Annotated in this window: 13 protein-coding genes; 5 read left to right on the top strand and 8 right to left on the bottom strand. The window is 39.9% G+C overall.

Features of this window, described 5'->3' with window-relative positions:
* Positions 1-33: 33 nt before the first annotated feature.
* The 3 genes from B1C82_RS15270 to B1C82_RS15260 all read right to left on the bottom strand — a co-directional run bounded on the left by B1C82_RS15270 (position 34) and on the right by B1C82_RS15260 (position 1,905).
* Complete coding sequence (locus B1C82_RS15270; protein WP_086448353.1) at positions 34-720, bottom strand: DUF1003 domain-containing protein; 687 nt, start codon at positions 718-720, stop codon at positions 34-36.
* A gap of 17 nt (positions 721-737) precedes the next feature.
* Complete coding sequence (locus B1C82_RS15265) at positions 738-1,481, bottom strand: LA_1326/LA_4305 family lipoprotein (protein ID WP_086448631.1); 744 nt, start codon at positions 1,479-1,481, stop codon at positions 738-740.
* A gap of 61 nt (positions 1,482-1,542) precedes the next feature.
* On the bottom strand, positions 1,543-1,905 hold the full coding sequence (locus B1C82_RS15260; protein ID WP_086448352.1) for an STAS domain-containing protein: 363 nt from the start codon (positions 1,903-1,905) through the stop codon (positions 1,543-1,545).
* A gap of 113 nt (positions 1,906-2,018) precedes the next feature.
* Between B1C82_RS15260 and B1C82_RS15255 the strand changes: the two genes are divergently transcribed.
* The 4 genes from B1C82_RS15255 to B1C82_RS15240 all read left to right on the top strand — a co-directional run bounded on the left by B1C82_RS15255 (position 2,019) and on the right by B1C82_RS15240 (position 6,499).
* Positions 2,019-3,845 (top strand): hypothetical protein, encoded by a 1,827-nt coding sequence (locus B1C82_RS15255; RefSeq protein WP_086448630.1) that lies wholly within the window; start codon positions 2,019-2,021, stop codon positions 3,843-3,845.
* Positions 3,846-3,866: 21 nt separating this feature from the next.
* Complete coding sequence (locus B1C82_RS15250) at positions 3,867-4,583, top strand: amidohydrolase (protein WP_086448351.1); 717 nt, start codon at positions 3,867-3,869, stop codon at positions 4,581-4,583.
* A 66-nt stretch (positions 4,584-4,649) separates the two neighbouring features.
* Complete coding sequence (locus B1C82_RS15245) at positions 4,650-4,961, top strand: DUF485 domain-containing protein (protein ID WP_086448350.1); 312 nt, start codon at positions 4,650-4,652, stop codon at positions 4,959-4,961.
* The gene (locus B1C82_RS15240; protein ID WP_086448349.1) at positions 4,961-6,499 is read left to right on the top strand and encodes a sodium:solute symporter family transporter; all 1,539 of its coding nucleotides are present in this window, start codon (positions 4,961-4,963) and stop codon (positions 6,497-6,499) included. Before B1C82_RS15245 ends, B1C82_RS15240 begins: the two co-directional genes overlap by 1 nt.
* Positions 6,500-6,523: 24 nt before the next feature.
* Here B1C82_RS15240 and B1C82_RS15235 read toward each other — a convergent pair whose 3' ends face one another.
* Genes B1C82_RS15235 through B1C82_RS15215 form a run of 5 tightly spaced genes read right to left on the bottom strand, consistent with a single transcriptional unit; the run spans position 6,524 to position 11,452 of the window.
* Positions 6,524-7,618 carry an AI-2E family transporter gene (locus B1C82_RS15235; protein WP_086448348.1) on the bottom strand — a complete coding sequence of 365 codons (1,095 nt, stop codon included), beginning with the start codon at positions 7,616-7,618 and terminating at the stop codon, positions 6,524-6,526.
* Positions 7,611-8,138 carry a cyclic nucleotide-binding domain-containing protein gene (locus B1C82_RS15230; protein WP_086448347.1) on the bottom strand — a complete coding sequence of 176 codons (528 nt, stop codon included), beginning with the start codon at positions 8,136-8,138 and terminating at the stop codon, positions 7,611-7,613. Before B1C82_RS15230 ends, B1C82_RS15235 begins: the two co-directional genes overlap by 8 nt.
* A 2-nt stretch (positions 8,139-8,140) precedes the next feature.
* On the bottom strand, positions 8,141-8,698 hold the full coding sequence (locus B1C82_RS15225) for a lipoprotein signal peptidase (protein WP_086448346.1): 558 nt from the start codon (positions 8,696-8,698) through the stop codon (positions 8,141-8,143).
* Positions 8,695-10,398, bottom strand: coding sequence for an ABC1 kinase family protein (locus tag B1C82_RS15220; protein ID WP_086448345.1), 1,704 nt, complete (start codon positions 10,396-10,398; stop codon positions 8,695-8,697). Before B1C82_RS15220 ends, B1C82_RS15225 begins: the two co-directional genes overlap by 4 nt.
* Positions 10,399-10,402: 4 nt before the next feature.
* Complete coding sequence (locus B1C82_RS15215) at positions 10,403-11,452, bottom strand: Gfo/Idh/MocA family protein (protein ID WP_086448629.1); 1,050 nt, start codon at positions 11,450-11,452, stop codon at positions 10,403-10,405.
* Between the two features lie 90 nt (positions 11,453-11,542).
* Here B1C82_RS15215 and B1C82_RS15210 point away from each other — a divergent pair, with 90 nt between their 5' ends.
* Complete coding sequence (locus B1C82_RS15210; protein WP_086448344.1) at positions 11,543-12,955, top strand: UDP-N-acetylmuramoyl-tripeptide--D-alanyl-D-alanine ligase; 1,413 nt, start codon at positions 11,543-11,545, stop codon at positions 12,953-12,955.
* Positions 12,956-12,993: the final 38 nt, after the last annotated feature.

Below are 12,993 nucleotides of genomic sequence, written 5' to 3'. Positions count from 1 at the left end.
GCCGCGGAGAATTTACAGACCCGCGACTTAATCTTATTTACGATTCCCTAATATTTGCATCATCTGCATCTGGATTTGTTGGATCTCAGTTAACCTTCTCCATTGGTTTTTGAGAATATGATCTATCTTTTCATGAAGATGTCGTATTTCTAACTCTGCCTTTAGATTGATCTTATAATCCATCTCGGATCTGGCTCTATCCTTAGCTTCTTGTCTATTCTGGCTCATCATAATAATAGGGGCCTGGATAGCCGCTAAAGTAGATAAAAGTAAATTAAGTAAAATGAATGGATATGGATCGAATCTCCAAATGGAGAAGAATACATTGATTCCTATCCAAACCGCCATGGACAATCCGAACATTGATATAAATGTCCAACTTCCTCCGAAGTCCGCTACCTTATCTGCGACTTTTTGTCCGAAAGTCAGCCCAGATTGAAACGTTTGGTTGAGATCTTCTGAGATCAGTTCCTGGTTTTCCAGACTGTTTCTAACTTCTTCTTCTAAAGAACTTAGTTCTGAAGTTTCCTTTTGGATCATACCTTGGATATACTTCATAGTAGCTAGATTTAATTCTCCGAAGGAGACCATCCGGCTACCTTCTTGAAATCTTGAATCTTTTTTGATCAGATCCAAAACTTCAGGATTAATATATTCGAAAGAAATTAAGTCTTTAGGATCATTGATGGAAGGATTTAAACAGCAATATTCCGGCTCCATCTTACTATATTATCGGATCAAGGCCTGTCATTCTCATCGGTGAGTTTGACTGGTTGGTACTGCTTTCTCGGAGTGAACTTGTATTTGCTTGGATTTTTCATATCAAACACAACCCATTTACGCAGCGGAAGTCCTTCTATTTGCCCGAAGTCTACATTCTCACCTTCTGCAATCTCAGTTCCATCAAAGCCATGAGCAAGTCTGATCTTTTCGATCCTCGTCCAACGACTAAAATCCAGGGCAGCATCTCTATCTACAAGTTCCCTCTTCACACGACCAAATAGAAGATTGATCTTACCTTCTGCCGCCCAAAGAACACAGCTGGTAACCTCGTCAAAAGAGATCACTGATTGAGTATCATCGTATTTAGAAATGATAAGAAGAAGTCTATCATCCGGAAGATTTTTTAAAGTATAAGGAAGGTCCCTTGCGAGTAGGTCCAATTCATGATCCGAAAATACAAAATCCGAAAAGTATCCTACAGAAGAACGTTTAGAATATCTTAAATTTCCAAAATAGTCTTTAATTTTGGCCTGGTCCAATTGGATAGGATGTTCCAATTTAATATCTTCGTTCTTGGAAGTTTTATCAAAATCAGGTAAATCAGATATACTAATCGTGAAAAATCCCATTCCCTCGGAACGGAACATTCTGTCTTTGAAGAAGTAAGGATAACATCCGGAGAAACTTAAGGTCAAAAAAAGGATCAGGGAAGTACGGAGAGCTTTTCCCTTCATAAAATCTAAAAGTGAAAAATTCATTACAGGACTCTTGCCGAATTGATTCATCTATTTGTTGGAACTTTTTAGAAGAGTTTCCGGTTCATTCTACTGTAAGAAATTCCCTAAAGTCGGGGTATTTCTCCAGAAATTCTTCGATGGTGTACAGATTTACAATTCTGTCTAGACCGGAAAGCCTAAAAACGGAATGTAGGGACTTATTTAGCCCGAATATATTCACTGTTCCCTGATGGTCCCGGATCTGATTTCTTACTTTGATGATAATGCCTATCCCAGATGAGTCGATAAATTTAACGAGACCCAAATGAAAGCTCACTACAGGGGGGTACCCCTCTCGAACATTGTCCTCGAACTCGAGGTAAAAGTCCCTGGAATTATCCATCAAGATATCCTCCTGGACCGAAAGTACCAGGTGATTTTCTCGGGCGAGACTTTTAAGAATCATGGGAAAATAACAGGCCCAGGAATTCAGAGTATGTCAAGAAATAAGTATCTTTGTTGATTTATTTCGCTAGAAAGCCAAGATACAATCAGAGCGGTTTCCAAGGAATCCAGTCCATGTCCGAATTCGATAAAACAAGAAAAAGTATCGGTGCTAATAACCTAGATGATAAAGCCAGGCGGGAAATGTTCGACAAGTTCCAGTCGGCTGGCGGAAAAGTAGTCTCTGATAAGGATAAAAAAAGGGAAGAATCTCTTCGCAAACAGAAAGAGCAACCCCAGATCCGGCAAGGTGCAAGAAGCCAGGCCGGGGGAAGAGACCCAAGACAAAATCAATCTTCTCAATCCGGAAGATCATCCTCAAAACAAGTACCTTCTAAGCCCAATCCAATTATGGATCGCAAAGCTTTAGAAGATGAGATGGGAAATTTTTTCAATCGAATGGCGGTCCGATTCAAATGTTGGATCTCCCGGGTAACGTCATTTTCTTCCAGTGACCTTCTGCCTGCTTTTATGTCCGAACTAAATATCGCCGGGAAAAAAGCGCTTCTGGAAATGAACTTTGTAGGGAATGATCTTTTAGGAAATCCCGCATACGCTTCTAAGATCGCAAAAGAGTTGGACGGACAAAATCCTCTCTACATAGAACTCCTGGGCAGAATGCACAAAGCATATGATAGCACTGAGTTGAACCAGCTTTTAGAAGGGCATAACGCAGCTCCCGACCTTCCTGTATCGGTCTCTAGAGTAAGACAACCTCTCTATTCTATATTCAAAAAACTGTATTATATGTACCCATTCCAAGGTTCTTACGTGAAAGCGGTGACTTTGGGCTATCAGGCTCTTGAAAAACTAGAGGGTAAACCTGCTACCATTTACAATACAAAAAGAAAAAGAGCCCTTCAGGAATTTGACACTTTATACGGAACCATTTTTGATAAGCTTTATCTTGCGATTCTCAGAAGTGAGGACAAAAATATCCCTCTTTTGAGCACCTATATGGAGAATGTCCTTGGAATTCTTCCGGAAGAAAAACTTGGCCAAAGAAAACAGGGAGAAGAGTTAGACGAAATCTCCGGGGGAGTTCATCCAGAAGAGGAAGATACGGAAGAAGCTCAGGAAGAAAAGCCTGTAGATCCAGAAGAAGGCCTTAGCAAAGAGCTAAAATACGGCCTAAAACTAATGAGGTCCCTTTCCTTAGACCAATTACGAAAACGTAATGATCCTAGGGGAGAACATGAGATAATCCCTGCTGGGGACAAGGCATTATTAACTTGGTTATTTTTCAAGGAATTCGACGAAGAATATTCATTCGTGATGACGACTAAGAAGATCGATCTAAAACCTACGATCGTAGGCGGGTCTAAAATGGATTACCGTGAAAAACTGATCGATCTTTATGAAACAACCAGAGGGATTCACGAACAATTCAGGATCTATGACCAGTATTACAAAGAACTGGAAAACCATCTCAAAAACCCTGGCGCAAATTATATTGAAGCCTCCAAAAAAACTTCTGCCCTGGAAACTAAAAGAAGTCAACAGTCGCGTAACGTAAGAGTTACCGCTAAGGACTTTTTTCAGAAGGGAGCCGAACTTCTTTCCAAATTGATCGCGGATATGAAAGGCAAAAAAGAGATCGTAACCAATATGGAAACTTTAATGACTTTCGATCTGATGGAATCCAAAAAGAGATTGAATAAGAAACCAATAAAGCAGTGTATTATGGAATCTTATTGTTACGCTCTTGCATTTTCCGAACGTTTGGAAAACGGAGATCTTTTCGGCGGAGTTCCTGAACTTTCCGCAGAAGAGATGGAAAAGGAATTCGGTATCAAGGCTGTGAGCACTGCTCCTGAAGCAGAAATCTTAAGTCCAGGTGGCGAGTCCGGCGATGGGGATGACGATAGTTTCGGTGTGGACCCTTCCATACTTTCCGATTAAATTCAAAGTCGCAGGTAAAGAGTGACCTCAGTAAAAATAACCCTTTTCCAAAAGGATCTATCACAACCGGTTTCCCCGGAACAAAGAACCAAACTTTCTAAGGAAAAATCGGATTTCCTCATTCTACCATTATATTTCCCAGGAGGAGGGAATGGTTCTCCTGAATCATTAGCTTCTCGTGCTAAAACTTTTTTAGATGAGATCTACGCAATTTCAGAAGTTTATAAAGGTGCGATCTTTGGCGGAGGAATGTTCCGCAGAGATGACGAAGGTAAATTAAGATTTTCGATTCCGATCGTACAGAATATAGTACTCGTAGATTGGTACGATGTAAAAGGATTATCTTCGGAAGATTCTCCAGCAGTACCAGGCTCGGGAGAAGATTCTCTAATCCTAGGAGGATTTCGTTTTGGGATCTTTGCAGGCAAAGAGATCCAAGATAAGTCTAAGTTAGAAAAATTAAAAACTGATAGGATCAATTTGGCGTTCCATTTAGATTCAATTTCGGATAATGGAACGAACTATTCTCAAGATCTAAAAAATTACGCAGACCTTTCCTCTCAATATGGAATGTTCCTCGTACGTAGTTCGGGTTACGGCATTCCTTTCGGTAAAAAGAGAATTGGACGAAGCCTTCTTTCCACTCCAACTGGAGTCACTTGGAAGGTGGCAGAGACAGAACAAGAAAAAGAGATTATTAAGACAGTTAATATAAACGGTATCAACGGTTTATTTTAAAAAAGCTTTTTATCCTTGCCAACCGGAGGTATAATTTTATTCTCTTCGCCGTTCCAAGGACTTCACATGAAGATAAAAGCTCATCAATTGATCGAATCCATCGAGTTTAAAAAATTAGTTCGTACTAGATGGACAGTTAGTTTCGTTTTATTATTTTTCCTGTTTCTTAACTATTACGGATTTATACTAATCATCGCCCTAAAGAAAGAACTAGTTACTCAAAAACTGGGTATTTTTGGCAACTATGGATTATATGCGGGTGCCTCTGTAATCTTATTCTCTTGGTTACTCACTTTCATATATGTTTTTTGGGCCAATCGATATTATGACAAAGAAGTAGAAGTATTAAAATCTAAATTAGAATCGGAGAATAGATAATGGAATCCTCTTTAGGCCAACCAAACTTAATCTCCGTTCTATTTTTTGTAATATTCGTAGTCCTTACATTAGGAATTACTTATTGGGCAGCTAAAAAAACCAAAACTTCCAGCGAGTTTTATGCGGCAGGCAGATCCATTACTGGTTTTCAAAACGGCTTGGCTCTTTCCGGAGATTTTATGTCTGCGGCTTCCTTCTTAGGAATTTCGGGTATGGTGGCCTTAAAAGGTTATGATGGAATCATCTATGCGGTCGGCTGGCTCGTAGGTTGGCCTGCACTCATGTTCCTTTTAGCAGAACCATTACGTAATTTAGGAAAATATACTTTTGCTGACGTACTAGCTATTCGTTTAAAACAAAAACCCATTCGTATTGTTGCGTCTATCGGTGGAATTTTAGTAACGATCACCTACTCCATCGCTCAGATAGTTGGTTCAGGAAAACTAATCAATCTAATGTTTGGTCTTCCTTATGAGTTAGCAGTTGTGATTGTGGGTGGGGTCATGTTACTCTACGTATTATTCGGGGGAATGATAGCAACTACTTGGGTACAGATTATCAAAGCTTGTCTTCTTCTTTTTGGTGTCACCTTGCTTGTGATCCTGTCATTGGCACAGTTCAACTTTAGCCTGGAGAATTTATTCTCAGCAGTTGAAAACAAATTCGGAAGAACAGCTTTAGAGCCAGGCGGATTTGCCTCTAGCCCGATCGATTCCATTTCTCTAGGACTTGCTTTAATGTTTGGTCTATTAGGCTTACCTCATATTCTTATGAGATTTTATACTGTACCTGATGCAAAGGAAGCCAGGAAATCGGTGGCATATGCTACTACATTCATAGGATACTTTTACATTATCATTCCGATTGTAGGTTTTGCTGCAGCAGTTCTGATCGGAAGAGAACAGATCGCAGGAATAGATAAGGGTGGAAATATGGCGGCTGCTCTTTTAGCAGAACTTCTGGGAGGAACACCTTTCTTAGGATTTATCGCGGCAGTTGCTTTTGCTACGATCTTGGCAGTGGTAGCAGGTTTGACATTGGCAGCTGCTTCTACCATTTCTCACGATCTTTACTTCAATGTATTTACAGAAGGTAAAGCAACCGAAGACGAACAAGTCTCCGTTGCTAAAAAGGCAACGGTAGTTTTCAGTATAGTCAGCATTCTTTTAGGAATCTTATTTAAAGACCAGAATGTGGCCTTTATGGTGGGATTGGCATTCGCAATCGCAGCAAGTGGGAATTTCCCTGCATTATTCCTATCCATTGTATGGAAAAATTTCAGCACAGTTGGCGGAGTACTCTCTATCTTAATCGGCTCTATTTCCGCGACCTTATTTATTATATTCAGTCCTACTGTTTGGGTGGATGTTTTTAAATTCGATCAGGCAATTTTCCCATTAAAAAATCCTGCTATTGTTTCAATGAGTTTGGCATTCGCCTCTGCATTCATTTTTTCTAAACTGTTTCCAGACGAAAATGCTACTGCAAAATATGAATCCGAAAAAGTTAGAGTCTATTTAGGAATTGGAGCCGAGTAAAAAGCTAAGTAAAAGCTGCTTTATTCAAAGCAGCTTATGGTCTTTCATAGATCGATAAAGAGAAGCAATTGTCACTTTCAGGATAGCAGCTAACGGCACTGCAACAAGCATTCCGGCTATTCCGAGTAAACTTCCCCCCACAGTTACAGCACCAACAACAATCACAGGATGTAGAGAAACTGCATCTGAGATAATAACAGGTTGAACAAAAAAATTATCCACCGCTTGTGCGATCAGAACTACTACCAAAATCGCCACCATCAGCTCATACATTCCCATTCCCTCGTTGATACCATTCGGAGTAAAAATCCCGGCTCCTTGTGTCAAGGTCATGAATAATGGAGGGACCATTCCAATGATTGGTCCTAAATACGGAATTGAATTTGCGATCCCAGCGAATAAAGCAAAGATATAAAAGAACTTTAAGCCAATCACATAAAATCCAATCATAGATATCACCGTGATGATCGCACTTTGGATTACGAGACTTCTTAAATAATTGGTAATCTGTTCGTTGATCTTTGAAGCGACCATTAAGGTCATTTCAAAATACCGATTTGGAACAAGACTAACAATATTCTTATATACGCCGTTTCCGTTTAACAGAAACAAGAATGCAAACAGTGGCGTGACCACCAAATACCCAATCAATGTAGGAATTACAGAAACTAAACCGCTAACCTGAGCGTGGATAAATTCCGCCGCTTGTTTTACCAATTCGTCCGGGCGGATTGTATCTTCCCAACTTGCAGGATAATCGTTAAACCTAAGCTGAAAACCAACGACCAAATACTTGAATTTTGCATCATCTATATCCTGTTTCCAGTTCTTTATGATAGGTTGCAAAGTTGATACGATTGGAGGCGCAACTTCTGTCGCAATTAGATAAATAGGAAGGCAGAGTAAGAAGATGAGTATAGCTACTGAAACAATCCTGGGTACTCCCAATGTTTCGAAGTAGTTTATAGATCCGTTAAATATATAGAATAGAATTAAGGAAAGGGCAATCGGCACTATAAGAAGTTGAAGGCCGATTACAAAAAATACGATAGCCGCTCCGACTAAAAAGAAAAATATAAATCGGATTACGTATGTAGAAAGCGGTCTCGTATCAGGCATTTTTTTGTTTGCCCTTATAATATGCTTTTTCTAATAGCTGATTGGTTTTCTGGAGCCTCTCTACTACAACTCCAGTAAGACTTAAGAGTATCTCGATACCTATCTTAGGTTTTGTTTCGATAATTTCTTTCAGGTCAGGTTGGAAAAATCCGAGTAAGGTAGATGGTTCTTGTGCGATCGCAGTCGCAGTCCTTCTCTCTTCGGAGAATAAGGAAAGTTCCCCGAAGAACGAATGTTGGTCTAAATGAGCCAGATCCAATTCCACCCCTTCTCTAATTGAACGAATGGTAACTTTTCCGTCGAAGATCATATAAAATCCTGCTCCGGCTTCTCCCTGTCTAAAAATTTCCTCCCCCTCCGAATATTGTCTAACGTGGACTAGTCTTGCGATCTCATGCAAGGTCCTTCTTTTCAATTTTCCGAATACAGAAGTTTCTCGAAGGAAACGTATGATCTCCGGATTGGAGGTTCCCTTCTTTTTTAATATTTTTTTCCAGATGGGGAGTTGTAGAAAATTCAAAACTATTTCTTATCCTCTTCGATTTTCATGGTCAGGATCAGGATTACCAATCCTACACTCACGCAGGAATCCGCAAAGTTGAACGCCGGCCATCTTTCAATAAAAAGCCAGTTCGGCCAATCGAAGTCTAGGAAGTCCACTACTCCAATAAATCTTCCTTCGTAACGATTTTCTACAAATCCGAACTCTGCTCCGATCCCGATAATTTTTACGAAAAACTTATCTATAAAATTTCCGAATGCTCCTGACATTACAAGCGCCCAGCCAGCAGGATGACCTAAGTCAGAATTTTTCCAACGATATGCAATTAATACTAAGATCGCAACTGCTGTTAGAGACAAAGAGGTCCTTGGAAATCCTTGAAAAAGACCCATCACAAAACCGGTGTTGAAAGTCAGAGTTAAACGGAAAAAATCCCCTAGCAATTCGATGGGGTTATGAGGTCTTAGGTATAGTATAGCGATATATTTGGTAACTAGGTCTATAATTGTTCCAACAATCACGCTGATGATAAAGATAGGCGGGTATACCTCTAAGAACTTCTTTTCGAAATATTTCACGGACGATTCCTTTTAGAGCTGAATTTATTTTTGATAACGGATAGAGCAAGGAGGATTCCGAAGAAAACGGATACTCCATAAGCAGCCATCGCTTGAGTTTCGATCCCTTTATCTAATCTATCGGTTCCATAATGGACACCAAAAAGTATAAATGCAGTGCTAATGATCTGATGACCTAAAGAATACATCTTCTTTGTATGTTGTTCTAGATCCGGAAGTTTATAGGCCTGCTTGCCTCGATTTAAATTTTTAACTGCCTGTAATAATTCCCCAGGAAGAGAAACAGCCTGACCCCAGATACCTCCTTCCTGGACGAGAACTTTCTGCCATTGGTTTTCTCCTTGGAAGACTAAACCTTTAAATGGTTTTTCGCCGTAATCCAAAACCGTACGATAAGGATCCAGGTTTGCAGTAATTCCCACAAGGAGACCAAGTACTCTTTCCAGAGGGACAAGAGCAGTTGGCAATTGGATCATTCGGAGAAGTCCGCGAAGACTAGAATTGATCTCTTTTAAAAATTTCAGATCTTCTGGAGTGTGGATCTGCTCGAACTTTATATTCTTAAATGAATCCGTATCGGATAAGAACTTGGAAAGTTTTTCCATGGAATAACGAACCACTTCTTCCAACTTATCTCTATCCGCTTTTTTGGAAACTAGTCCTAGTTCATCTAGAGCTTCTACAAGTGCAGGATAGTCCTTTGTCATTGCGCAAAGAATGATCTTTCTAAGAGCAACTGCTTGGCTAGGAGGGATCTCTCCCACGGCTCCGAAATCGATAAAACAAAGTTTTTCATCCGGAGTATAGATCATATTACCTGGATGAGGGTCCGCATGATAAAATCTATATTCAAATATCATAAGAATATAGGCCCTAATAAGAAGATCAACCGGCCTAGACTTTGCCTGTCCTTTCTTTAAAGTACCTGCTTGAGTGATTCGTTTCCCTTCTATAAATTGAGCAGTCAAAACACTTTTTCCGCTCCACTCAGGTATTAGTTTAGGAAAAACATAATCAGGTTCTTCTGCAAAATATCTAGCCATACGATCCATGGACTCAGCTTCTAAACGGAGGTCCGTTTCTCTTCCGACTAACTTTGCAATTTCCTTATGAACTATTTTGAAATCGAATGTGACCAAGAATCGATTGATCCGCTTTAAAAATTTACGGACCGCCTTCAGATCTTTTTCGATAATCTCTTCGATACCCGGATATAAAATTTTTACTGCAACTTTTTCACCTTTAAAGGTGGCAGAATGTACTTGCGCGATGGATGCAGAAGCCAGAGGCGCTTCCGAAATATCCGGAAACACTTCTGCGATTTCTTTTCCAAATTCTTTTTTAAATCTTTCCTTAATTTCTAAGAAAGGATGAGGCGGAACTCTGTCTTGCAAGTCCTGCAATGGTTCTGTAAAACTTTCAGGGAATAAATGAGAAAGTGATGCGAAATATTGGCCGAGTTTCACGTATACCCCTCCCATTTTCAGGAAGAAGTCTCTGCACTCTAAACCCAACGATTTATAAAATTCTAATTCTTTCTCTTCTCTTGATTCGGAAGAAAGGAACAATCTTACAAATTTATAATACCAGAATAGGCTTATTATTTTTTTCCAAAGAAAGAAGCTACCTCGATAGTATCTTCCTCTCGCTGAATAAGAAGGCAATTGATTTGAATTTGTAGATTGGGGACTTGCGGGCATAGGCTTAGATTTCCGAAACCGTTCTGATTTCGGCGCCGGCTTTGATCTTATGTAAAAGTTCCATGATACCTAAATTTTCTCCGATATCCCCGGTGATTCTTTCCGACTTTCCCGTAAGAACATTGCGTATCTCCGCATAAAGGTTCATGAACGGGTTCGATCCGAGGAATGATTTTTCGGGAAATGAGACTTCCGTCAAACTATTAAATCCTTTGTATTTTTTAGAGGGTTTGGAAACGAAAAGTCTCATACCGTCGTTGGATAGAAGGATGCGAGCCTCTTCGGTCATAATATCCATTTCGAATTGGAAATACTTCCTCGCACCCCCAGCCTCCAAGAACACCGCTTGCCCGGACTTATATTCTAAGAACGCGAGTGCCCTATCTTCTATTGGAATACCTTTCCTTCTAGTCAAAGAAGAACGAATCCGATCCGGTTTTCCCAAAAACCAATAGATCAAATCTACTGCATGAGTTCCATCATGGAATAATGGGCCAGTCCTTCCTTGGAATGCCCTACCGGGAGCCAAAGCAGAAGTCAAAACGGAAGCGCGGATCGTTCGAATTGGTCCGTATTTTTGAGAGTCCAAAACCTGCTTTGCCCATGCATATTTAGGATGGTATCTTCTCTCATGATTGATCCAAATACGAATTCCTTTCTTACGGGAAATTTTTTCCAAATCCTTAGCTTGTAAGAAAGTTTCACAAATCGGCTTTTCAATCAGAAAATTTTTAATGCCCCTATCGATCCATTCCAATGCATTTCTATAATGATTTTCAGAAGGACTCGAGATGATCGCAAGATCAGGTATGATCTTAGAAGGAAACTGATCTGAACCAGAAAAGGTCATCTCTTCGGAAAGTTTCCACTGTTTGCGAAACTTCTCTATTTTATCTGGATTAGGATCCACTCCTCCCAAAAACTCAAAATTCTTTAACCCCCAAGAAGAGAATAAGACCCCAGAATGAGTACAGGGTTTGGATCTATACGGATCTTTTTCCAAGGAAGAAGCGATCCTTCCTAAACCGATTAAAACGACCTTGGTTTTTCGCATCCACATACTTGAAAACCGGAACCGGAAGCTTGCAAGAGGAATTTTTAAAAATAGACTGCGAGTATTTTAGGTAGGAAGATATTGGGTCTGATGAAAGCCCCATTTCAATATGATCCGGAAACAGTAAGAAGGATACTACAAAGTTCATCCGACTTCTCCTTTCAAAAAGAATCAGAGATCACAAGCATCAGCACTGCTTCTGGAATGGTGGAACCTGGGACTTTATTCGTACCTTTAAGAGGAAATAGAGACGGGCATGAATTTATATTGGATGCCTTGGAAAAAGGTGCCTCTTACTTTTTATGCGAGAAGGATCATCCTATCTTAGAAAGTCTTAGTTCCGAACAAAGATTTAAGGCAATCCAAGTAAAGGACACATTACTCGCATTAGGAAAGCTTGCTACATTTCATAGATCCAGATTTAATCCAATCTTAATAGCGGTCACTGGCTCCAGCGGAAAGACCACCACAAAAGAGATCTTATCCTCTTGCCTTTCATCATTGGAAGAAGGTTTGCTGGTCACTGAAAAAAACTATAATAATGAAATTGGAGTCCCATTCACATTATTTAGAATCAACTCAAAGACTAGATATGTTGTATGCGAGATGGGAATGAACCATGCAGGAGAAATTTCCCGACTCACAAAAATGGCAAAGCCTGATTATTCAATCATCACCACAATCGGAACAGCACATATAGAATTATTAGGGTCCAGAAAAGGAATCGCAAAAGCTAAAGCAGAAGTATTGGAAGGGATGAGTAGAGGTGGAGCGTTATTCTATCCTGAAACGGGTGAATATAAAAATTTCCTAAAACGCAAATGTTTACGATACGGGATTAAATTTAAAGCCATCCCCCTTAAAAGAAGAATCGAAATAATAGAAACAAACAGAGAAGGATTTAAGATCTCTTTTCTGAATTATTCCCTGAACTGGAGCCTTCCTGGAATTAAACTTTTAGAAAATCTAGCGTTATGCGTATCTCTACTGGAAGAACTTGGTACTCCTACAGATTGGATACAGGATGGAATCCAAAACTTCAGAGCCGGCGACAAACGATTGGATTTCCAAGCAGGACATTATAAAATTCTGAACGACACTTATAATGCAAATCGAGAGTCCATGTTATCCTCGCTGGAAGCTTGTTCCCAAATCTCTGGAGAAGAAGGATTTTACGCAGTGTTAGGAGACATGAAAGAAGTAGGAAATTATTCTCGAAAGTTCCATACTGAGATCGGAAGTTTTGCAGCAAGTTTAAAGAACTGCAAAGGAATCTTTCTATTCGGAACAGAATCTTCGCATGCTCTCAAGAGTTTTCGAAAAAAAGCGAATCGAGGTCTTCTATCCTTCTCCTTTCCTGGAGACGAAGAAGGCCTCAAAAACCTAGTGAATACGATCCGCAAGGAAGTGCCTCCCGGCTCTTATCTATTAGCAAAAGCCTCCAGAGGAATGAAATTAGAAAGAGCTGTGGAAGAATTAAATTCAGGAACTATGACGTCATAGAACGTTTTCCGGCTTGCCGGTGAATCGATCTTAAAGGA

The sequence above is a fragment of the Leptospira venezuelensis genome (genome assembly GCF_002150035.1).
In the GTDB taxonomy this organism is placed as follows: domain Bacteria; phylum Spirochaetota; class Leptospiria; order Leptospirales; family Leptospiraceae; genus Leptospira_B; species Leptospira_B venezuelensis.
The sequence above is the reverse complement of the archived record's forward strand: the minus strand, read 5'-3'. Positions and strand labels throughout refer to the sequence as shown.